We start from the raw sequence: 22,308 nt of genomic DNA, 5'->3' as shown, positions 1-22,308 counted from the left end.
AATCGACAAAATTTAATTTTTGTCGATTTTTTTTGCGTCCATTTTTCATATTCTGCGTCTACCTGATTGAGATTAAAATTAAAATTGTAGAAAGTAAAAAATTAAAGAATATGAATAATGAATGTTGTGGATCTCAATTGTATCATACTGGAGTATGTTGTAATGATGATAGTGTGAATACCGAATTGGTAAATCAGGTTTTAAATGCTCCAGAAGAAAAACCTTTAAAAGATTGTGCTTGTAAGGGACTTGGGCCTTGTCAGTGTCCGCCAGAAAGAAAAGAGAAGAATATTGCAGATCAATTTAAAGATATGAAATACGTTATTGATGCCTGTGGCTGTGGCGAGGGTTGTGGCTGCTAAATCAACAGAAATATATTTGCCTTTCTATTCAGCATAACCACTACTGATTAATTTTCACAAGACCATTTATTTATTATTTCGTGAGGGCGGAATAATAGATAGGTGGTTTTTTATTTGGAATCATTATAGATAGTTACTTGAAATTTATATTTTTGTTCTCTATAGTTTAATTTGAGATTGTATGGTAGAGCATATATGGAGAACATATCACAAACAATTGCTTTCTTTTATTCGAAAAAGAGTATCCGATGCAGCTTTGGCAGAGGATTTATTACAGGAGGTTTTTATAAAAATTCACAATAATATAGATACTTTACAAGAAGGAAAGAAAGTAAAGGCCTGGTTGTTTCAAATTACCAGGAATACCATAATTGATCACTATCGTCGTTGTGAACATCATGAAGAATCGGAAATTCAGCTTATTGAATTAGAAGATGAAAATGATGCTAATGCAATGGCTGATATTCAATCTTGCATTGTGCCTATGATCAAATCTTTGCCAGAGGATTATCGAGATGCACTATTATTAAGTGAACTGAATGGCTTGAGCCAGAAAGAACTTTCAGAAAAACTGCAAATTTCATATTCTGCTGCTAAATCGAGAGTTCAGCGAGGAAGAAATCTGCTAAAGGAGGCATTAAGTAAGTGTTGTAGTTTTCAAAAAGATTCTAAAGGACGAATAGTAGACTACGAAAAAAAGAGTAGTAGTTGCGATAACTGTCGAGAAAATTAAAAGCCACTAGCGAGGAGCTAATGGCTTTTGGTTATTTATAGATCTCAGATTATTAATATCTGTTATAAAACTTTCGTAATTCTTCGGTTAAGTCTTTGTAGATTGGTTTAGTAAATTCAATAAACAAATCTTGATGTGCAGGTGGAAGAATTGGTTCATGCTCGCAAATTTCAAGTTCTTCTTTACTTAGTGCTCTTTCATCCCCATTAAAGTGTCCCCATTCATGAAACCAAACAAATTGACCACCAAATCTTTTGTCATTGATAATTTTTTGATTGCCAAATTCAATTACCTTAAGTGATAATAGACCTTTAGAAATCACTTCTCTTTTGTGAATGTGAAGCTTTGCTTTTACCTTATTATAGACTTTTATTTTATCTCCATTTTTAAGTGTTGTGCTACCTACCTCAACACTATCGGCACTTATTGCCTGCTTTTCGTAAGTGGTGTCATGGGTTTCTCCAACAATAAAATCTTCAAATCCCATAGATATTACATGATCCGGATATTCAAGTTTTTCAAGTTCAGCTTGTTTGGGAGTGTAGAAGCGTACAAATTTTCTTTTGATATTGTGGAAAAGGTATTGTGTTACCTGATCTTGAAAAAACTCAGAGCTTAGCTTGTACTTTTGCGAATTCACCGGAATGTGCTCAATAATTACTTTTAAGGTTGCCATATATTCTGCTTCCTCAAGTTTAATCTGAACATCCTTGTAATTGGGCACAAAGGCATTAACTTTCTGAAAGTGATTGTAAGCATTAATTCCGTCCTGTCTTCCTCCTTTTGCAAGTTCATTCATTCCTGCCTGGTAGCATTCAGGTGCAGCATTTTGCTTTGCCTGTTCCAATTCATGCTGATATGATTTTGGATTTGGAAGCAAACGAATGGCTGCCGGGCATCGGTTAATATCATTATACATGCGATTTAGCATCTTATATTTATCAACAGACTTGGTGTTCTTAAAGGGATCGTCAGATGCCTTTAAATTATTTATCTCTCTCTCGTACCATTGCACTGCTAAAGGGTAACTGGCAAGTAATGTTTCCTGTGCTTTAACTTTATCAGGATTTGATCTTAATCGATCAACTGATTTTCTTACTGCTTCAAAATAGTTTCCATGTTGTAATGCTTTCTCACCAGAACTACATGCTGATAGAATAGCAAGGATTGATAATAGAATGTAGTGTAAATATTTTCTCATATGTGTGGGATTTTAATGTCGCAAAAATAATTTTAAAATGGATACTACGGTGAATTGAGTTCATGGTTTCTTAAATTTTTCTGCAGTACCGAATCAAATATCTAGCCAAAATTTAAAGTAGGTGTAATTAAAATTGAAACATTAAATTTTATTAATGATTTAGCGGTGTTTATTTAGAAGTTATATAGAACTATGAAGTGTTTTAGAATCAATTCTAATTGTTATATTTAAGCAACTGAGGAAGTCATTTACTGCTTAAATGCTTAAGGATTTATATTTTTTTAATATCAGCAAACGAAAGATTAAATAAAGAATCTATGAGTATAAAAGATATATGGACTGTTTTAAAGGAAGAGAGAGGGCAAAGTATATATAGATTTGCTCGTAATCTTTTTTTTATATTTTCTTCTCTCTCCATAATATTAATTGTAGGTACTATATTAACTTTAAAGAACTACGATAGAATAGAGAAAAAAACACTAAAAGAAATTGAGGAGAATATACTAGCTACCAAGTTGGAAAATATTCAGGATGAGATTAGGTCGGTTACCTCCGATTTAATGATGATAGCAGAAAGTAATAGTCTTAGAAACTATTTAAGTGGTAATTCTAGTTTACTAGAGAATCTTCAAACTGAATTTTATAATTATTCCAAACATCATGAAGTTTTTGATCAGGTAAGACTTTTAGATGAGAATGGGATGGAGATTGTGAGAGTGAATTATAATAATGGTAATCCTATAATTGTGCAGTCTGAGGATTTGCAAAACAAAAATGACAGGTATTATTTTTACGATTCATTCAAATTAAATCGAAATGAGGTTTTCATTTCTCCTTTAGATCTAAATGTAGAGAACGGACAAATTGAACAACCGATTAAACCAATGATTCGTTTTGCAACTCCAGTGTATAATAATGAAGGGATTAAAAAGGGAGCGGTGGTTTTAAACTATTATGGGCAGAATATTATTAAATATTTTACAGAAGCGAATAACCGATTTATTAAGGGACAGTTAATGTTTCTTAATTCAGAAGGATACTGGTTTAAAGGTATCAATTCGGACTATGATTGGGGATTTATGTATGAGGATAAAAAGGATATCACCTTTAAAAATATATATGGGAATGTTTGGGATAGCATTTCAGGAGTTAACCATTCGCAATTTGAGAACTACCAGGGATTGTTTACCTTTCGAACAGTGAATCCTATTCCGTCGCAGCTTAGTCCGAGGTACGATTCTTCCCAAATACCTAAGGTAAAAGATAATTATCACTGGAAAATTGTTTCGTTTATCCCTGTTAATGTATTACAACAGGCTAAAAATGAAAGAATAATTCAAGCAGTACTATTGTTATCTGTTTTATTGATTAGTTGGCTGTTGATTTTTATCAGATTATTTAAGAATCAGTATTATAGATTTCTTGCTCAGAGAGAATTAGAAAAACGGGAGGTAAGATTATCCGAATTAAATGCTACTAAGGATAAATTGTTCTCGGTAATTGGGCATGACTTAATAAATCCTTTAAACCGAATTGAAGGGTTTAGCGATTTGCTATTGGAATCAGTAAAAGAAAAAGATTATGCAAGTGTAGAAGAATATGCCAGAATAGTTCAAAACTCTTCCAGTAAAGCAACTGATTTACTTTCCAATTTACTACAATGGTCGCGTTCGCAAATAGGAGGTGTTAGTTTTAATCCAGTAGAATATAATTTGTATGATCAGCTTACTGAAACTGTGTTATTATTGAAAGATGCAGCAGAAATAAAATCGATTTGTGTAAAAGTAAATGTAGTTGATGAATTTTCGATTTTGGCCGATAAAGAAATGGTTAATACAATTCTTAGGAACTTGATATCAAATGCTATAAAGTTTACTCATCAGAATGGGGAGATCGTTGTAAGTGCTAATGTAAAGGATAGTAAGGTCTTAATTAGTGTTTGTGATAATGGTGTGGGAATGGATCAAGATCAGTTAATAAAACTGTTTGATATTGAAAAAGGGGATACTCGATTAGGCACAGAAAAGGAAAAAGGTACAGGTTTAGGACTTGTTTTGTGTAAAGAATTTGTATCCAAACACCACGGTGAAATTTGGGTTGAAAGTGAGGTAAGTAAAGGCAGTTGTTTTAAATTTTCAATTCCGCAATAATAAAATTTGACTTTTAGCTTAAGAAATCTTTTGTGATTTAGATGTATAGGTATTAAATTATGTGCTAATGAATATCTCAATATTATACCTTTTCTTAACTCATAATTCCAAATTCTTTACTTTTTTGTAATATTTTTCGTCAAATAACTTAACAAGAGGAATTTACATTTGTCCATAATCAAGTAATTGAATATATGGCGAAAAATAAGCGAAAGGTAGAAGTAGTAGTTTTATCTGATATACACCTTGGAACTATAGGATGCAGAGCAGATGAATTACTAAAATATCTGAATTCCATCCAACCTAAAAAATTAATCTTGAATGGTGATATAGTGGATATCTGGCAATTTAAAAAAAGATATTGGCCGAAATCTCACATGCGTATCATCAAACACATTACATCTTTATTGTCTAAGGGAGTGCCCGTATATTACGTAACAGGAAATCATGATGAATTGCTAAGGAAATTTGAAGGGTTTACATTGGGAAAGCTCCAAATTGTAAACAAACTGATATTAAATTTAAATGGCAAGAAGGCATGGGTATTTCATGGCGATGTTTTTGATGTTACCATGCAATATGCCAAATGGCTAACAAAGCTTGGCTCTATTGGATATGACTTGTTGATCATGATCAATTCTGTGGTGAATTACTTTGCTAAACTGATGGGACGTGAGAAAGTTTCCTTATCAAGAAAAATAAAAAACAGTGTAAAATCTGCGGTAAAATACATCAATAGTTTTGAACAAACAGCAGCCGATATAGCTATTGATAAAGGCTATGATTACGTTGTTTGTGGTCACATTCATCATCCGGAATACAAAGAAATTACATCTAAAAATGGTTCTACAGTATACTTGAATTCTGGAGATTGGATTGAAAGTTTAAGTGCCCTGGAATACCACAAAGGAGAATGGAGCATTTATGAATACCATAAAGATCAGAATGCAAAATCCATGGAGCCAGATTTAGAAAGTTATAAGCTGGATGACAGCAATAAAATATTTAAAGAACTACTTGTGGAATTCACTTCAGGAGAAACGATTGTCGCATCATGACGATTTATCAGATCTAATGTTTGATTAATACCAATTAATGAAGATATTATACGGAATACAAGGAACAGGTAATGGACATTTGAGTAGAGCCATTGAGCTGATTCCTTATTTAAAGAAAGAATCTGAGGTTGATATTTTAATTTCAGGTTTGCACCACGATTTAGAATTTAATCATCCAATAAAGTTTAAGAAACAAGGTTTAGGTTTTTTCTTCGGTAAGAATGGTGGTATAGATATATGGAAAACCATTCGGAAATTTAATATTTACCGATTTTTAAAAGATATAAAATCATTGCCTGTAGAGGAATACGACTTGGTGATCAGTGATTTTGAGCCTGTGACTTCCTGGGCTTGTAAGCTGAAAAAGGTTTTTTGTTTGGGCTTAAGTCATCAATCAGCCATGTTGAATTCGCGAACTCCAATGCCTGATAAAATTGAATTTTTGGGTTACCAGGTTTTGAAAAATTATGCGCCATGTAATCACAATGTAAGCTTCCATTTTAAGGAATATGGACACAACATGTTTACACCGGTAATTCGAAGGGAAATCAGGCTTTTGGAGCCTGAGAATAATGGACATTACCTGGTTTATTTGCCTGCATATTCCGATGAGAAGTTAATTAAGGTTCTATCTCATTTTCCAGATACTCAATGGGTGGTCTACTCAAAGCATAGTAAATTAAAGTATCATGCAGATAATGTAAAAATCAATCCAGTGAATGGTGAGGCATTTATTCGAAGCTTAAAAGACTGCGCAGGAGTATTGTGTGGCGCGGGTTTCGAAACACCTGCCGAAAGTTTGTTTCTGGGAAAGAAACTTGCAGTAATTCCTATGAAAAATCAATTTGAACAAGTTTGTAATGCTCATGCATTAGGAGAATTGGGAATACCGGTTATTGAAGATTTAGAACAGGATGGACCTGCGAAAATAGCTCAATGGATTAATGGAGTGACTTCAATAAAAAAGTTGAACTATCCGGATAATGCTAAATCAGTAATTAAATACCTCATGAATCATTATGCGGTTCAGAAATAAGCGGAATAGGAGATAGGGAATAATCTTGCAGTTATTTACTGCGAAACCAAATCTCTTAGCTCCGAGTTCGAAGCTTTTTTCTGTGAAACCGAAGCTCTGAGCTCCGAGTTCGGAGCTTTTTACTGCGAAACCGAAGCTCTAAGCTCCGAGTTCGAAGCTTTTTGCTGTGAAGCCGAAGCTCTGAGCTCCGATTTCGAAGCTTTTTGCTGTGAAGCCGAAGCTCTGAGCTCCGATTTCGAAGCTTTTTACTTCGAAACCGAAGCTCTGGGCTCCGATTTCGAAGCTTTTTACTATGAAAATGAAGCTCTATGCTCGTATCAGTTCAAAACTAAATAGGCCTATAATCTGCTCATAAATTTTACAGGATCGATAATGTAGCGAACGTGGAAAGCAGATCCAATTTGTCCATCTTCGTCCGAAGCCTCAATTTCGAAGCTTAACTTTTTACCATCCACTTTAACCAACTTAGCAGTGCAAGTAATTTTAGCACCAAGCTTGCTGGCTTTAATGTGTTTGGTGTCAATTTGAATTCCAACCGAATCCATTCCTTCTTCAAGATCGGCATCGATACAAGCTACTGCAGTTCCTTCCATAAAAGCAACCATTGCAGGAGTTGCATAAACATCCAATTTACCTGACCCGTGATATTTTGCTGTATTTTGTTCGCCAACAATCATTTCTTGTGTGGCAGTTAATCCTTCTTTTAAAGCCATAATCTATATGAATTAAAATTCTGATGTAAAATGGAATTCAAGATTCGGATAGTTCGATTGTGCCATTTGAAGCATGTATCCTGAATCAGCTAGGAAAACATCTCTACCATGCTTGTCTTTTGCCATGTATTGATATTTTGCCTTCTTGAATTCTTTCAATTGTTCTTCGTCTTCGGTTTTAATCCAACAAGCTTTGTGCAGCATAATTGGTTCCCAACGACAGGACGCACTATATTCGTGTAACAAACGATACTCAATTACTTCGAACTGTAGCGCTCCAACAGTACCAATTACTTTTCTTCCGTTGAACTGAGAAACAAACAATTGGGCAACCCCTTCGTCCATTAACTGGTCAATTCCTTTTGCCAATTGTTTCGATTTCATCGGATCTGCATTTTCAATGTATTTGAACAATTCAGGAGAGAAACTAGGAATTCCTTTAAAGTTGATTTTTTCTCCTTCAGTAAGGGTATCTCCAATTTTAAAGTTTCCTGTATCGTGCAAACCGATTATATCGCCTGGGAAAGCTTCCTCAACAATTGATTTTTTCTCGGCCATAAATGCTGTCGGACTCGAGAACTTTAATTTCTTGCCATTTCTTACATGCAGATATGGTTTGTTTCTTTTAAAGGTTCCCGATACAATCTTTACAAAAGCAATTCTGTCTCGATGGTTTGGATCCATATTCGCATGAATCTTAAACACAAAACCAGAGAATTTTTCTTCTTCAGGTTCGATTACTCTTTCAACCGTCTGACATGGCAGTGGAGAAGGAGCTACTTTAATGAATACATCCAATAATTCGCGCACACCGAAATTGTTCAAGGCTGAACCAAAAAATACAGGTGCAATCTTAGCATCCAAATACTCCTGAACATCAAATTCAGGATAAACTCCCGATACCAAATCCAATTCTTCACGAAGCACTTCTGCATCTTCTCCAATGTACTCTTCCAATTTTGGATTGGAGATATCATCAAATTCGATACTCTCTTCTACAGTTTGAGTAGCAGGAGTAAACAAACTTAAATTTTTGTGATAGATATTGTAAACACCCTTAAAGTCAGGGCCCATATTAATTGGCCAACTCAAAGGATTTACACTTAATTGCAATTCTTTTTCAATTTCATCCAGCAAATCAAACGCATCCTTACCCAATCGGTCCATTTTGTTAATGAATACGATCACAGGTGTTTTACGCATTCTACAAACCTTCATTAGCTTTCTGGTTTGTGCCTCAACCCCTTTGGCAACATCAATTACAATAATTACACTATCGCAGGCAGTTAAGGTACGGTAAGTATCTTCTGCAAAATCCTGGTGACCTGGAGTATCAAGGATATTGATTTTATGTCCTTTGTATTCAAATCCCATTACCGATGTTGCAACCGAAATACCTCTCTGACGTTCAATTTCCATAAAGTCAGAAGTTGCAGTTTTCTTAATCTTGTTTGATTTTACAGCACCTGCAACGTGAATTGCACCACCAAAAAGAAGTAATTTTTCGGTTAGTGTAGTTTTACCGGCATCCGGGTGTGAAATAATTCCGAAGGTACGGCGTCTTTTAATTTCTTCTTTGAAACCCATTTATAGAATTGTATTTACTTTCAAAATTTAGCATGCAAAAGTAGTAATTAATACCGACAACTTAAGCGATAAGCTTGGTTTAAAACTTTAATTTCTGGTTAAAAATTGAATCTTTTTCTTATCTTCACGCTTCCAAAATTCAAAACACACTTAAATGAAGCAAATTGGATTACTTTCCGATACACATGGGCATCTTGATTCAGTTGCAGTAAAGCACTTGAGTGATTGTGATGAAATTTGGCATGCAGGAGATATTGGAAATATCGAAACGGCAGAAACTCTTGATCAAATCGCACCTCTCGTTGCAGTTCATGGCAATATTGATGGTCAAGAAGTTCGTTCGCAATATCCAAAGCATAATCGATTTACCTGCGAGAATGTGGATGTTTGGATGACTCATATTGGAGGATATCCTAAAAGGTATGATGTAAATGTGAAGCCGGAAATTTTTAACAATCCGCCACAACTTTTTATTTCAGGACATTCCCACATTTTAAAAGTGGTATTCGACAAGGAGTTGAACTTGTTGCATATTAATCCAGGAGCTGCAGGATTACAGGGATTTCACAAGGTGCAAACTTTAGTGAAATTTATAATCGATGGTAAAGAGATTAAAGACCTTCAGGTGGTCGAATTCGGAGCAAAGGGTAGATCCCTTTAAAGAAATTAAAATTCAAACCTGAAATCAAATTTATTAGGGGGAATTTTTTCTGGTATACTAAAATTATGCCAAAGGTGTAAATTTTGAGTTTTCTTAAACAAGAAATTCGCCTTCATCTTTTTAAAATACCAAGTTTTTGTTATATTTAGATATCTAAATTTGACCGTACTTAACACACTCTTATTAATGTTGGGTGTGGCTAAAATATTGAGATTTAGAAATATCAGCATTTGCAGATATGTGTCAAAAATACACATAAAAAGATCGGGAACTCTGAATAGGATTGATCTATATTCTAGGTTTTCGATTGTTAAATGCTGAAAGACCAAAATTTGAAATAAAAATTAATCAAAAATTCACTAGACATGCTATTTGATTTTGAATTGATAAAATCTGTTTATGAGAAAATGCCCGAAAGGGTGAATAAAGCCAGAAATATTCTTGGCAAACCATTAACCTTAAGTGAGAAAATATTGTATTCACATTTATCTGTTGAAGAAAAAGGTGAAAAATTTGAAAGAGGAGTAGATTACGTAAATTTTGCTCCGGATAGAGTTGCTATGCAGGATGCTACAGCTCAAATGGCTTTGCTTCAATTTATGAATGCAGGTAAAGCTAAAGTAGCGGTTCCATCTACAGTACATTGTGATCATTTGATTCAGGCATCAATAGGAGCTGAAAAAGATTTGGCTGATGCTAAGCATCAAAACAATGAAGTATATAACTTTTTGGAATCTGTATCTAATAAATATGGTATTGGCTTTTGGAAACCAGGAGCTGGTATTATTCACCAAGTAGTTTTGGAAAACTATGCATTCCCTGGAGGTATGATGATTGGTACCGATTCTCACACTGTAAATGCAGGTGGTTTGGGTATGGTAGCCATTGGTGTTGGCGGAGCTGATGCTGTAGATGTAATGGCAGGAATGCCTTGGGAATTAAAAATGCCAAAATTAATTGGAGTAAAACTTACTGGTAAATTAAGCGGATGGGTTTCTCCTAAAGATGTAATATTAAAAGTAGCTGGTATTCTTACTGTAAAAGGTGGTACTGGTGCAATTGTAGAGTATTTTGGAGAGGGTGCTGATGCCATGTCTTGTACAGGTAAAGGAACCATTTGTAACATGGGTGCTGAGATTGGTGCTACGACTTCCATTTTTGGTTACGATCAGAATATGAGCAACTATTTGCGTCACACAGGTCGTGAGCAAGTTGCAGATTTGGCTGATGTAGTAATGGATCACTTGCGTTCTGATGAAGAAGTGTACCAAAATCCTGAAAAATACTACGATCAACTAATCGAAATAAATCTTTCGGAGATAGAGCCATATATTAATGGTCCGTTTACTCCAGATTTGGCTCATGATTTATCATCTTTTGCCAAAGCAGTTAAGGAGAATGATTATCCTCAAACTTTGGAGGTTGGTTTGATCGGATCTTGTACGAACTCATCATATGAAGATTTATCGAGAGCTGCATCACTTGCGAAGCAGGCTAAGGATAAGAACCTGAAAGTAAAGGCTGAATTTGTGGTAACACCAGGTTCGGAACTGGTGAGATATACTACAGAGCGAGACGGAATCCTGAAAGAATTTGAAGATATTGGTGGTGTGATCATGGCCAATGCATGTGGACCTTGTATTGGACAATGGAAACGCCATACTGATGATCCAACAAGAAAGAACTCAATCATTACTTCTTTCAATAGAAATTTTGCCAAGCGTAATGATGGAAATCCAAATACACATGGATTTGTAGCTTCGCCGGAATTGGTAACGGCTATGGCAATTGCAGGTGATTTGTGTTTTAATCCAATGACTGATACTCTTGTTAATGAAGATGGAGTTGAGGTGAAGTTGGATGAACCAACAGGATTGGAATTCCCTCCAAATGGATTTGATATGAAGGATTCTGGTTATCTGGCTCCTCAAGCAAATGGTTCGGAAGTAGTTGTGGATGTGAAAGAAGATTCGGAACGTTTACAATTATTAGCTCCTTTTGGAGAATGGGATGGTTTAGATTATAAAGGACTAAACCTGTTGATAAAAGCCAAAGGAAAATGTACAACTGACCACATTTCTATGGCAGGACCATGGTTGAGATTCCGTGGACATTTGGATAACATTTCGAACAATATGCTGATTGGAGCTGTTAATTACTTTAACGAAGAGACCAATTCCATTTTTAATCCGGTGAGTGGTTCTTATGATGAAGTTCCTGCAACAGCTCGAGCATTAAAAGCCCAGGGTGTGGGTTCAATTGTAGTTGGGGATGAAAACTATGGTGAAGGATCATCAAGAGAACATGCTGCAATGGAGCCGCGTCATTTGGGTGTTAAAGCAGTTATCGTGCGTTCGTTTGCTCGAATTCATGAAACCAATTTGAAAAAACAAGGAGTTCTGGCACTTACATTTGCTGATAAAGCGGATTACGATAAAATTCAGGAAAAAGATCAAATTGATATTATCGGTTTAACCGATTTTACTCCTGGAACACCATTAACGCTTGTTGTAACACATGAAGATGGAACACGCGACAATATCGTAGCAAATCACTCATACAACGAGGTTCAAATTGAGTGGTTTAAAGCAGGAAGTGCACTGAATTTAATCAGAAAACAGAACAATTAAAACAATAAATAATCCTGGAATCAATTACCCCACTTGATTCTAATTCTAAAGTATAGACCATATGAAGAAAACATTAAAACAAACTTTGTCTGAGAAGATTGAAGAACACAGACCAAGAACAAAACGCCTGTTAAAGGAATATGGAGATGTGGTTGTAGATAATGTAACCGTATCTCAGGTGATTGGAGGAATGAGGGGATTGAAATCACTGGTTACTGATATTTCTTATCTGGATCCTGAGGAAGGTATCCGTTACAGAGGATATACACTGGGAGAAGTAATTGAAAACTTGCCAAAACCTAAAGGTGGAACAATGCCTTATGTGGAAGGTTTGTTTTACCTGTTGCTAACCGGCGATTTTCCAAATCAGGAAGAGGTAATGCAAGTAGTGGATGAATTTAGCAAGAGAAGAATTGTTCCTCGCTATGTTTATGAGGTAATTGATTCTTTCCCATGCTGCAGCCATCCAATGGCCATTTTCTCAACTGCTATTCTAACATTGAATCGTGAATCGGTTTTTAACAGACAATACCATGCAGGTTTAAATAAGAAAGATTACTGGGAAGCAACATATGAAGATGCGCTAAACCTATTGGCTAAACTTCCTGAAATTGCTTCTTATATCTACAATAAATTGTATCGACAAGGACCAAGAATCCAATCGAATCCTAATTTGGATATGGGCGGAAACTTCGCACATATGATGGGAATTGATAAACCTTACGATGATGTATCAAGATTGCATTTTATTATTCATAGTGATCACGAAAGTGGTAATGTGAGTGCTCACACCGGTCACTTGGTAGCAAGTTCATTATCGGATATTTACTTGTCGATATCAGCAATGATTAATGGCCTGGCAGGACCACTTCATGGTTTGGCTAATCAGGAAGTTTTAAGATGGTTACAGGATGTGATGGATAAGATGGGTAATAAATTGCCTACAGAAGATGAAATGAAACAGTTTGTTTGGGATACTCTGAATTCAGGACAGGTAATTCCAGGTTTCGGTCATGCCGTGCTGCGTAAAACAGATCCTCGCTACATGTTGCAACGTGAATTTAGCTTAAAGAACTTGCCTGATGATCCAATTTTTAAATATGCTGACTTACTTTACAATGTGGTACCTCCAATTTTGAAGGAGCATGGTAAGGCGAAAAATCCATGGCCTAACGTTGATGCTCAGTCAGGTGTAATTCAATGGCATTATGGTGTTACCGAATATGATTTCTATACAGTTTTATTTGGTATTGGTAGAGCCATTGGTATTTGTGCCAATATTATTTGGGACAGAGCTTTAGGTTATCCTCTGGAACGTCCTAAATCTATTACAACTGATATGCTGGAGAAAATTGCAGGTATTAAAAAGGAAGTTGTAGAAACACAACAAAGTTAAACGATTATAAAGCAAGATAGAAAGCTGATTTCAATTTATTGATTTCAGCTTTTTTTATAAAAAAAACTGTAAAAAAGTCTGGTGACAACTTTTTTACAGTTTTGAAGCAAAAACTAACAATATGGAAAAGTTCCAATAAATACAATTTAATAAGTGGGAAATACTTCAAATCCTACTAAACTCTAACCCTTACCTAAACAATGTAGGATTTGAAGTATATTCGCAGTTGAAAATTAAACTACCTCTCTACTCACTCACAATGATTGTATGGTTAAACATTGTGATTTCCCTTTCACATTACAAATATGGTTTCTTTTGTAACAGGAAAATAGATTGAATTTACCCAAAATACAGGGGTTATACACTCAAAATACAATGGGTGTTTTACGCCATAAGAGACATAAATAAAGGAGAAGTTTAATGAAGTTGTCTTGTGGGTAAGAAAAAAGCCAATCTTTTATGACTTGTAAAGATTGGCTTTGTTATGATTTATGATTCTGTTTTTATCAGAATACTCTTAATTTCTCCTTCGAGTTTTTCCAGATCTTTAGAGACTTGATATTTCATGTCATTATATTTATCTGAAAACTTCTGGGAAAGACCTTTATAGTAATCAACACCACTTAATAGGTTTTTCTTAAATCCTTCAAGAGATTTAATTTGTTTAGGAATTGGATTCTTGATTTCCGACACTTGTTCTTTTAAGTAGTCGTAATACAAATTCAATTCTTTAATAAACATGTGAGGTCTGTCTTTTCTTTCGATCAAATTGGTACGATTGTAAATGTGATCAATCATCTCTTTTAGCTTCACCTTTTTCGTGAAATAAGCAAGGTTTGGCCCTGGACAAATTGAAACACCATCACCATCTTTATTCGTATCAATATCATTCACCAAATAGGAAGCAGTGGATAATCCTTTACACAAACATGTCTTTTGAAGTAAAAGATTTATCTCCTTTTCAAGCTCTTCTTTTGGTAAGTTTTGTTCTCTTAAGTGAGCTAGCTTTAATTTCTGATACTGACGTGAAGCAGTACAAATCGGTTCCTTGGTAAACTCAGTATTCGCGATCATGTATCGCTTGGTACATGGACTACCTGGTTTATTTTGCTTTAATCTATCCCAAACATCAGCATCTCTGGTATTGCTGTTCAAATTATTGAATCTTACACCAAGAGGAGAGGCGTGACTTAAAGAAAGATCTTCTTCATCGGCTTTTTCAAGTAACGACAATGTTTTATCATCAACATCGCAAGCTTCCGGTACCATTAAAAATGGAGACCCCCAGCCAATTGAATCCAAATTGTATTGCTTCATTAGGAATTCATGCTCTTCTGCAGTTCCTACACCTCCCTGAGCGGTAACTTTAATGCTTAGTGGCTCGGAAGGAATAGTTTTTCCTTTTTCCTTTAGGGTGTCAAAAAGAACAGGATTAAGGCTGTCTCTTAATTCATCTCTTTTTTCTTTGAACTCCTGAAGGATAGGGCCCATTAAAAAGCCATCGGTGGCAAATGCGTGCCCACCACAGTTCAAGCCTGATTCAATTCGATATTCCGAAATCCAAATTCCCTTTTTGGCAAGAAAGCGTCCTTGAATCAGAGCCGATCGGTAATCGCTCACTTTCAGAACAATTTTTTTCTTGATATATCCATTTGCATTTGGATAGAAATCATCGAACTGCTCAAGGTAGCCATACAAACGTGGGTTCATTCCAGCAGAAAGGACCATGGAGCTCTCCAGGTTACTCATCGCAAATCCACGAAGAGCTGCATGGGCATCATTGAATTCTACAGGTAAATCTTCACCTTCATATTGGTTTCCCTTGTCTAATTTGGTCATGATATTTACATCAATCGACCCAAGAGGAAGGTTATTGCTTAACCATTCTTTTGCTTCTTTCACATAAGGATTATCAGCAAACTTTTCTTTGAATTCTTTCTTTACTTCTGAAAAATCAGGAAGCAAATCTAAGTATTCTTCAATCTCTTTTCCTTTATCCTGAATGGATTCTTTAAGATTTTCAAACTTCTCCTTCACCAAATTATCTAATAAATTTAGATAAGATGTAATTCTTTCTGCACGAAAATCTTTGGTTTTTTCTGTAATAGGCTTAAATGGAAGGCTTAATTTCTTGCAGTACATTTCTCGCATTTTCTCTACAAGAACATCATCTACGATTGATACTACCGAAGAAATCCCCAAATGAGCCACTTTTACAGGAGTATCCACTGTAAATCCTGTACCCATAACAGGAATGTGGAAACTATGTCCTAAAATTTTACTCATGAATTGTTTTTATTGATTTAATGATACTTTACCAATGTTATGCATCGGCTTTTTTATCGTGTGGCAAGTTAGATCAAATAGCCATCAAATCAAAGATAATTCAAGAGAAAGTGCTTTATATTAAAGTTAAAGCTTATAAAAGTTGAATAAGGAGTATTGTGATATTTTTCAAAAAATAAATTAAACCTTAAAATAACTCGAATTGTTGTGAGTCATCACCCAAGTCGATGCCTTCTATTTGTAATAGTTTGGCTTTAATATCAAGTCCTCCCGCATACCCTGTAAGTTTTCCATTTTTACCAATTACTCTATGACATGGAATGATAATTGGAATTGGATTTTTTGAGTTAGCCATTCCAATTGCTCTGCAAGCATTGGGTTTTTCAATAGAATTGGCTATGTCTAGGTATGATCTGATTTCTCCAAAAGGAATTTCTTCCAATTCTTTCCAAATTTGTTTTTGAAAAACCGTTCCTTCGGGATCAAGATCCAGGCTAAAGCTTGTTCGTTTCTTCTCAAAGTATTCTTTGAGTTGAGTTTGTACCTGTTCAAGTTTCGAGGAATCCTGCTGCCAGTCGTCCGAAATGTTTTCCAGATCAATTTGTTCTTCAAACAGAATTTTTTTCAATCCCTTATCGCTTGCTAAAAGCAGAAGCTGCCCAATGGGAGAGGAGATAATATCAAAATAGAGCATATGACTTAATTTTAGATTTAAGAATCTGCCAATAATCCTTTAATTACTACCGATGAAATAAAACAACCAAACAATGGAGGCATGTAAGAAATGGTTCCTACATTTGATTTTTTGTTTCTGCTTTCATCCAGAATTACTGCATCTTTAGAAACATCTTCAGGAGAGAACACGACTTGTACGCCTTTGTATACACCAAGTTTATGAAGGCGTTTTCGAAGCATGCGAGCCAACTTGCAATTGTAGGATTTAGAAATATCGGCAATTTGAATTTTACTTGGATCTGTTTTGCCGCCAGCACCCATTGCACTTACAATTTTCAAATTGTTTTGCAGACTATGGTAGATCAAGAAAATTTTTGGAGCCAATGTATCAATGGCATCAACCACATAATCGTATTCCTCTTCCTTTAATACTTCAATCATTCGTTCATCTTTAAGATATTCATTAAGAATTCTTAAATCCAAATTCGGATTGATATCTAAAAGACGAGCTCCCATAACCTCAGCTTTATCTTTGTTCACATTTGAGGTTGTTGCTGGTAGTTGTCGATTAATATTAGATGTGTCAATGGTATCTCCATCAACAATAGTCATTTTTCCAACTCCTGCACGACAGATTTGCTCTGCTGCATATGCTCCAACTCCGCCTAATCCAACTACAAGAACATGCGAATTCTGTAATTTTTCTAGTTTTTCACTTCCCAATAACAGATTCGTTCTGCTCAACCACTCTTCACTCATATTTTAAAAACACTTTAGGTAATTTAATAGAATTTGTTCTTTTAAAACGTCAATTTCAATTCCTTTAATTTCAGCTGCCTTTTGATAAATTTTTCTAATATCAATCTGCTTATCATCAGTTTCAAGAAATATTTTATCCAATGGGACTTCACGAAAAACTTTCTGAAGATTTTCGTTTTTTAACAAGTTTTCTCCAAATGAAAGGAAAAATCCAAACTTTAATAAATCCTTTGCCATTTGTAAACTCTTATTATAGCCATGAAAAATCCATGTAGTTCCAGTTTCATTTGCTTGCTTAATCTTAAGAAGTTCTTCTTGAGATTTAACGCAGTGAATAATTACTGGTTTTTGAGTTAATTTTGCCAATTGAAGTTGTGCAGTGAAAAATTTCTCCTGAATAGAAAAATCGGTGCTAATCAACTTATCAAGACCAATCTCGCCAATAGCTATATTGCTCTTATTAGCAGAAAACTCTTTTAAATAAATATCTATAGAATCGATCTCTAATTTTTCAATGTCCCAAGGATGAATTCCAATTGAATAGGCTTGATTCCTATCCAATTCATTTATAGATTCACCAATGCTCATATTAATAATAGAAAGGATTTCTTGGTCAGAATCCACTTGATGAGTATGAATATCTATGTAAGGAATTGATGCCATATTTATGATTTAATAAACGCAAAAATAAGAATATTGCATGGTACGCCAAAGTGAAGAGAATATGTAACAAATAAAATTTTTAATAAGCTTTTAATTATTTGAATGTTGCAGTTACTCTAGCTTGCGATTCGTCAAAAAATGAATGAAAAAAACACTGAAACCCTTGTTTAATGGTAGATTCTTGCTTACTTTGCAAGTAGAAACAGAACGTTCTTTACATACAAGATAAACGCATTCCGCATTAATTAGCGATTGTTAAACTCAACAGTTATCACATACCGAGAAAGCAACATGCTTGCAAAAGCAGGCCCCAACCTTCGGGTTGCTTCGGCACAGGGGAAACTTGACCAAGCAGGCACTCAAATCCTGTCGTACAGGAGTTTAAAATCCCATTAATTAATGCGGTTTTTTTATGCCTTTTTTTCTGAAAGTCTTGAAGAGTTTGAATAGCGGAAAATCACGGAAAATCAATGGACTATACTATGATGCATAGTTCTAATTTTATATTTACACAATAACAAAATTACACATCATGAAAACTTCCATTTCTGTTGGTGATTCGAACTTCATCATGAAAGTTTTTATGATTTTTCTATAAAGAACTGCTTTCTACCTGTTTCAATTTATAGCTGGTTCCTTTTTCTTCAAAATTAGGTTCCAATACTTCCCAGCATATTAATTTTACAAGAATTCGCTCCGCTTTATATCGGCTTATTTTTGCCAGTTTACAGAATTTATTCAAGCTAATACTTTCATTAGTTTTGAGATGCTCAAGCAATAAACTTTCAGTTTTGGTATACTCCAGATATGTACCTGTAGATTTTGATTTGCGTTTCCAAACTTCCAGAAGAATTCTGTTTGCTAGTTTGTTTTCATCATCTTTTCGTACGTATGCCAACCATTTTCCATTTTCATTTTGGGCATAATGGGGCATATCATCCGATGGTTCTATCGTAATCTCGAGTACATTTTTACCATGTACAGTCCAAACCTTACTTTCGAACTCTATTTTAGGTTTAGAATACATTTCTGCTGCAGCCTGAATCATATGAAACTCTTCATCAACAATGGTTCCAGCAATTTTGCCATTGTCTTTCACACCAATAAGTAGTCTGCCACCATCGGTATTGGCAAAAGCCGATAATGATTTGGCAATTTTTCGTGAATCAGTAATACAAAATTTAAAATCTTGTTGTTGGTGTTCGCCTTCACGAATTAGTTTTTCTATATAGTGAACCATAATCAAAAAACTTTAACGGTTCGTAATATCAGTAATTTCAATTCGAAGATTATCCGAAGATAATCTTCATTTCGCAGCGCTGACAGTTGAATTCCAACTTGTAGCGGTTTTTATTATCTACCAAAAACAATGCCTGATTTTTCTCCTTTTCAGTCTTGGTTAATTTCTGGCACATTCCAAATTCATGACGCAAACAATGTTTTGTTGTCATGATGGTTTTTCCAGTATGATTTTTTTGTAGTTCGAAACCCTTTTCGATTTTTTCTACTCCGCATTTGTGATAGAACTCTTCAGCCTTGCAATTCACCACATTTCCCATATAGCTTAATTCTTTTGCAGGGTATTGTGGATGAGCAATCAATGGTCTACTTTCTTCTTGTTTTGCCGCTTCTATTCTAATTTCTGTCAATTGCTCCAAACATTGTCTTCGCAAATCATTTAATTTCTTTGCCTGGATAAAAGGAACTTTATCACAGTTGATTTGGATATTATTGATTTCAAAGATTGAATCGCCACTTTTTTGAAGTTGCTTTTTGATATTGCTTAAAGCCAATTCCTCATTTTTTGCAGATTCAAATTCCTCCTGAATTTGAATGTTAGCAGAGATCTCATCTTCATCTATTGCAGTAAGATTTATACAACCATCAAAAATATCCAGATAGAATTCAACGCCAATTTTTCTAATGGAATTGTCTTTTTTTAGAGCTTTCGAAAATTCATGATCGTTGTTTCGAAACAAGCCAACTCCTCTTTGAAGCATATTCATATCATTGGGAAAGATCTTGTTTCCCTGAACGCCATTTACCTGAAATCCTTTTAAAAGCTTATTCTTGTTAAAGAAACAAAGTCCATCGCCATTGTGTAGTTTAAATTTGCTATCAACAACAATGTGATCCTTTTTGACTTCCCGGATTCTTCCAATTTCTTTACCCATTGATTTTGGCGTATGGAAATTGGCAATCTCAGGAATTCTGCCTGTAAAAAAGTAAGATGTATATCCACGATTAAAGGTAACATCAGGATCGGGTTTAAAGCCAGGTTTTATGGTTCCCGATGAGGCTTTCTCGTATTCTCTTTTCTTATTGAAAATTTTATCCAATGATTGTCGGTAGTAACTCGTGATATTTTTCAGATAGGAACTATCCTTTAACCTACCTTCAATCTTTAAAGAACAAATGCCAGAGTCTACAATATCACCTAAATGATTAGATAAATTCAAATCTTTAAGAGACAGAAGGTGTTTATCTTTAGCAATTACCTTTCCTTCATCATCAACCAAATCATATTTCATACGACAAGCCTGACTGCATTCACCACGATTGGCTGAGCGTCCGCCAATGGCATGAGAGAAATAGCATTGTCCGCTAAGCGAAACACATAGTGCACCATGAACAAAATACTCCAGTTCTACATTTGTATGCTTTCTGATGTTTTTAATCTCTTCAAGAGACAATTCTCTTGCAAGAATGATTCTTTTGAATCCAACTTTCTCTAAAAATTGAATTCTCTCCAAATCGTAATTGTGAGTTTGAGTACTGGCATGCAATTCGATAGGAGGCAAATCCATTTCCAGAATTCCCATATCCTGAACAATGAGAGCATCAGCTCCCATTTCATACAGTTTATGAATTAGTTTTTCAGCTTCGTTTAATTCATGATCGTACAGAATGGTATTCATGGTAATAAATACTTTAGCCCAGTATTTATGAGCATATTGTATTAGTTCACCAATATCTTCCAAAGTATTTCCTGCGGCAGAGCGTGCTCCAAATTTGGGTGCTCCAATATATACGGCGTCGGCTCCATAATTAATGGCTGCTATACCTGTTTCCAAGTTTTTAGCAGGAGCCAATAGTTCAATTTTCTTCATGCTTATCGCTAATTTCAAACAAAGATACCAAGCAATGTTGAAAGCGCTTAGCATTCTTCTATCATATTTTAAATTGGTTTCAAAAAATCTTTATTACCAATTCATTTTAAGATTTTTTAATGAACCTTATTTTCTGATTCTTGTTCTTATTTATATCTTGTATAAATAAAAATAATAAAAGAATATGACTAAAAATACATTGCTAAGCAATTTCTCTATCGGAGATTTACAGCTAAAAAATAGAATGGTTATGGCTCCAATGACCAGAAATAGGGCAGGAGAAGGAAATGTTCCGACCGAATTGATGGCTGAATATTATAGACAACGCTCAGGAGCTGGATTGATAATAACAGAAGCAAGTCAAATTTCACCTCAAGGAATGGGATATCCGGCAACACCAGGCATACACTCCAAAGAACAAGTTGAAGGGTGGAAGTTGGTTACCAATGCCATTCACGAGAAAGGAGGGAAGGTATTTATTCAGTTGTGGCATGTTGGAAGGATTTCACATTCTGATTTCCATAATGGACAATTGCCAGTGGCTCCATCGGCAATAAAAGCCTCAGGACAAGCTTTTACTTATGAAGGATTAAAAGATTTTGAAATGCCTAGAGCTCTTGAATTGAAGGAAATAAAATCGATTGTTGAAGATTATAAGCTTGCAGCAAAAAATGCTAAAGAGGCTGGTTTTGATGGAATAGAAATCCATGCAGCTAATGGCTATTTAATTGATCAGTTTCTTACAGATAAAACCAATCATAGGAATGATGAGTACGGTGGGAGCGTTGAAAATCGAGCTCGCTTTTTGTTTGAAGTGATGGATGCCGTTTGCGAGGTATGGCCAAGTAATCGAGTAGGAGTTAGGTTATCGCCAAGTGGCTTATTTAATGACATGGGCGATTCTGATCCAAGAAGCTTATTTGCATTTGTAATAGAGAAGTTGAATGCCTACAATCTGGCATATTTGCACCTAATTGAACCGTTGATGCCGATTGATGAACATCCACATTTGGTTCAGGATGTAGCTGCTGAGTTTGGCAAATTGTATAATGGGGTTAGAATGGTGAATGGTGGATTTACCAAAGACAGCGGCAATAAGGCCATCGAAAGGAATATTGCTGAATTGGTTTCCTTTGGAGTTCAATATTTGGCAAATCCGGATTTAGAAAAGAGGTTTGAATTGAATGCAGAGTTAAATTTTCCAAATCAGGATACCTTTTATGGAGGAAATGAGGTTGGGTATACCGATTATCCAAGCATGAAATAATAGTAACGGCAGTTCAAACTT

At 35.0% G+C, this 22,308-nt stretch carries 18 protein-coding genes; 9 read left to right on the top strand and 9 right to left on the bottom strand.

The window, feature by feature from the left end; genetic code table 11:
• Positions 1-110: 110 nt before the first annotated feature.
• Both DF185_RS02860 and sigZ read left to right on the top strand, forming a co-directional pair.
• Positions 111-362: a hypothetical protein gene (locus tag DF185_RS02860; RefSeq protein WP_110359203.1), complete on the top strand. Its 252-nt coding sequence runs from the start codon at positions 111-113 to the stop codon at positions 360-362.
• Positions 363-543: 181 nt separating this feature from the next.
• The gene (gene sigZ / locus DF185_RS02855; protein WP_110359202.1) at positions 544-1,095 is read left to right on the top strand and encodes an RNA polymerase sigma factor SigZ; all 552 of its coding nucleotides are present in this window, start codon (positions 544-546) and stop codon (positions 1,093-1,095) included.
• A 52-nt stretch (positions 1,096-1,147) separates the two neighbouring features.
• Here the strand turns inward: sigZ and DF185_RS02850 are convergent, their stop codons facing one another.
• Entirely contained in the window at positions 1,148-2,296 is a 1,149-nt protein-coding gene (locus DF185_RS02850) for a hypothetical protein (RefSeq protein WP_110359201.1), read from the bottom strand.
• 317 nt (positions 2,297-2,613) lie between these two features.
• Between DF185_RS02850 and DF185_RS02845 the strand changes: the two genes are divergently transcribed.
• From DF185_RS02845 to DF185_RS02835, 3 genes are all read left to right on the top strand, one after another.
• Complete coding sequence (locus DF185_RS02845; RefSeq protein ID WP_110359200.1) at positions 2,614-4,446, top strand: sensor histidine kinase; 1,833 nt, start codon at positions 2,614-2,616, stop codon at positions 4,444-4,446.
• Between the two features lie 194 nt (positions 4,447-4,640).
• A complete protein-coding gene (locus tag DF185_RS02840) occupies positions 4,641-5,504 on the top strand; it encodes a UDP-2,3-diacylglucosamine diphosphatase (RefSeq protein WP_110359199.1) in 864 nt (287 codons plus the stop codon).
• A 37-nt stretch (positions 5,505-5,541) separates the two neighbouring features.
• The gene (locus DF185_RS02835; RefSeq protein ID WP_110359198.1) at positions 5,542-6,540 is read left to right on the top strand and encodes a glycosyltransferase family protein; all 999 of its coding nucleotides are present in this window, start codon (positions 5,542-5,544) and stop codon (positions 6,538-6,540) included.
• Positions 6,541-6,878: 338 nt separating this feature from the next.
• Here the strand turns inward: DF185_RS02835 and DF185_RS02830 are convergent, their stop codons facing one another.
• Together DF185_RS02830 and DF185_RS02825 are read right to left on the bottom strand one after the other, a co-directional pair.
• Positions 6,879-7,253, bottom strand: coding sequence for a thioesterase family protein (locus tag DF185_RS02830; RefSeq protein ID WP_110359197.1), 375 nt, complete (start codon positions 7,251-7,253; stop codon positions 6,879-6,881).
• 12 nt (positions 7,254-7,265) lie between these two features.
• Positions 7,266-8,840 carry a peptide chain release factor 3 gene (locus DF185_RS02825; protein ID WP_110359196.1) on the bottom strand — a complete coding sequence of 525 codons (1,575 nt, stop codon included), beginning with the start codon at positions 8,838-8,840 and terminating at the stop codon, positions 7,266-7,268.
• Between the two features lie 154 nt (positions 8,841-8,994).
• Here DF185_RS02825 and DF185_RS02820 point away from each other — a divergent pair, with 154 nt between their 5' ends.
• From DF185_RS02820 to DF185_RS02805, 3 genes are all read left to right on the top strand, one after another.
• Positions 8,995-9,501 (top strand): metallophosphoesterase family protein, encoded by a 507-nt coding sequence (locus DF185_RS02820; RefSeq protein ID WP_110359195.1) that lies wholly within the window; start codon positions 8,995-8,997, stop codon positions 9,499-9,501.
• Between the two features lie 365 nt (positions 9,502-9,866).
• Positions 9,867-12,131 (top strand): aconitate hydratase, encoded by a 2,265-nt coding sequence (locus DF185_RS02810; RefSeq protein WP_110359193.1) that lies wholly within the window; start codon positions 9,867-9,869, stop codon positions 12,129-12,131.
• A gap of 61 nt (positions 12,132-12,192) precedes the next feature.
• On the top strand, positions 12,193-13,527 hold the full coding sequence (locus DF185_RS02805) for a citrate (Si)-synthase (RefSeq protein WP_110359192.1): 1,335 nt from the start codon (positions 12,193-12,195) through the stop codon (positions 13,525-13,527).
• 489 nt (positions 13,528-14,016) lie between these two features.
• On the opposite strand, the gene DF185_RS02800 is transcribed toward DF185_RS02805, so the two are convergent.
• From DF185_RS02800 to DF185_RS02775, 6 genes are all read right to left on the bottom strand, one after another.
• Entirely contained in the window at positions 14,017-15,813 is a 1,797-nt protein-coding gene (locus tag DF185_RS02800) for a hypothetical protein (protein WP_110359191.1), read from the bottom strand.
• 187 nt (positions 15,814-16,000) lie between these two features.
• Positions 16,001-16,507, bottom strand: coding sequence for a methylated-DNA--[protein]-cysteine S-methyltransferase (locus tag DF185_RS02795; protein WP_110359190.1), 507 nt, complete (start codon positions 16,505-16,507; stop codon positions 16,001-16,003).
• A 17-nt stretch (positions 16,508-16,524) separates the two neighbouring features.
• Positions 16,525-17,247 (bottom strand): tRNA threonylcarbamoyladenosine dehydratase, encoded by a 723-nt coding sequence (locus DF185_RS02790; protein ID WP_110359189.1) that lies wholly within the window; start codon positions 17,245-17,247, stop codon positions 16,525-16,527.
• A gap of 3 nt (positions 17,248-17,250) precedes the next feature.
• Complete coding sequence (locus DF185_RS02785; RefSeq protein WP_110359188.1) at positions 17,251-17,910, bottom strand: TatD family hydrolase; 660 nt, start codon at positions 17,908-17,910, stop codon at positions 17,251-17,253.
• A gap of 592 nt (positions 17,911-18,502) precedes the next feature.
• Entirely contained in the window at positions 18,503-19,150 is a 648-nt protein-coding gene (locus DF185_RS02780; protein ID WP_110359187.1) for an AlbA family DNA-binding domain-containing protein, read from the bottom strand.
• Between the two features lie 49 nt (positions 19,151-19,199).
• Entirely contained in the window at positions 19,200-21,020 is a 1,821-nt protein-coding gene (locus DF185_RS02775) for a peptidase U32 family protein (protein WP_110359431.1), read from the bottom strand.
• A 184-nt stretch (positions 21,021-21,204) separates the two neighbouring features.
• Between DF185_RS02775 and DF185_RS02770 the strand changes: the two genes are divergently transcribed.
• Positions 21,205-22,287, top strand: coding sequence for an alkene reductase (locus tag DF185_RS02770; RefSeq protein WP_110359186.1), 1,083 nt, complete (start codon positions 21,205-21,207; stop codon positions 22,285-22,287).
• Positions 22,288-22,308: the final 21 nt, after the last annotated feature.

Source organism: Marinifilum breve (genome assembly GCF_003202155.1).
Lineage (GTDB): Bacteria > Bacteroidota > Bacteroidia > Bacteroidales > Marinifilaceae > Marinifilum > Marinifilum breve.
The sequence above is the reverse complement of the archived record's forward strand: the minus strand, read 5'-3'. Positions and strand labels throughout refer to the sequence as shown.

Excerpts from the sequence above, each read along its gene's own strand:
- DF185_RS02860 (WP_110359203.1), top strand. The coding sequence starts at position 111 with ATGAATAATGAATGTTGTGGATCTCAATTGTATCATACTGGAGTATGT.
- sigZ (WP_110359202.1), top strand. The coding sequence starts at position 544 with ATGGTAGAGCATATATGGAGAACATATCACAAACAATTGCTTTCTTTT.
- DF185_RS02850 (WP_110359201.1), bottom strand. The coding sequence starts at position 2,296 with ATGAGAAAATATTTACACTACATTCTATTATCAATCCTTGCTATTCTA.
- DF185_RS02845 (WP_110359200.1), top strand. The coding sequence starts at position 2,614 with ATGAGTATAAAAGATATATGGACTGTTTTAAAGGAAGAGAGAGGGCAA.
- DF185_RS02840 (WP_110359199.1), top strand. The coding sequence starts at position 4,641 with ATGGCGAAAAATAAGCGAAAGGTAGAAGTAGTAGTTTTATCTGATATA.
- DF185_RS02835 (WP_110359198.1), top strand. The coding sequence starts at position 5,542 with ATGAAGATATTATACGGAATACAAGGAACAGGTAATGGACATTTGAGT.
- DF185_RS02830 (WP_110359197.1), bottom strand. The coding sequence starts at position 7,253 with ATGGCTTTAAAAGAAGGATTAACTGCCACACAAGAAATGATTGTTGGC.
- DF185_RS02825 (WP_110359196.1), bottom strand. The coding sequence starts at position 8,840 with ATGGGTTTCAAAGAAGAAATTAAAAGACGCCGTACCTTCGGAATTATT.
- DF185_RS02820 (WP_110359195.1), top strand. The coding sequence starts at position 8,995 with ATGAAGCAAATTGGATTACTTTCCGATACACATGGGCATCTTGATTCA.
- DF185_RS02810 (WP_110359193.1), top strand. The coding sequence starts at position 9,867 with ATGCTATTTGATTTTGAATTGATAAAATCTGTTTATGAGAAAATGCCC.
- DF185_RS02805 (WP_110359192.1), top strand. The coding sequence starts at position 12,193 with ATGAAGAAAACATTAAAACAAACTTTGTCTGAGAAGATTGAAGAACAC.
- DF185_RS02800 (WP_110359191.1), bottom strand. The coding sequence starts at position 15,813 with ATGAGTAAAATTTTAGGACATAGTTTCCACATTCCTGTTATGGGTACA.
- DF185_RS02795 (WP_110359190.1), bottom strand. The coding sequence starts at position 16,507 with ATGCTCTATTTTGATATTATCTCCTCTCCCATTGGGCAGCTTCTGCTT.
- DF185_RS02790 (WP_110359189.1), bottom strand. The coding sequence starts at position 17,247 with ATGAGTGAAGAGTGGTTGAGCAGAACGAATCTGTTATTGGGAAGTGAA.
- DF185_RS02785 (WP_110359188.1), bottom strand. The coding sequence starts at position 17,910 with ATGGCATCAATTCCTTACATAGATATTCATACTCATCAAGTGGATTCT.
- DF185_RS02780 (WP_110359187.1), bottom strand. The coding sequence starts at position 19,150 with ATGGTTCACTATATAGAAAAACTAATTCGTGAAGGCGAACACCAACAA.
- DF185_RS02775 (WP_110359431.1), bottom strand. The coding sequence starts at position 21,020 with ATGAAGAAAATTGAACTATTGGCTCCTGCTAAAAACTTGGAAACAGGT.
- DF185_RS02770 (WP_110359186.1), top strand. The coding sequence starts at position 21,205 with ATGACTAAAAATACATTGCTAAGCAATTTCTCTATCGGAGATTTACAG.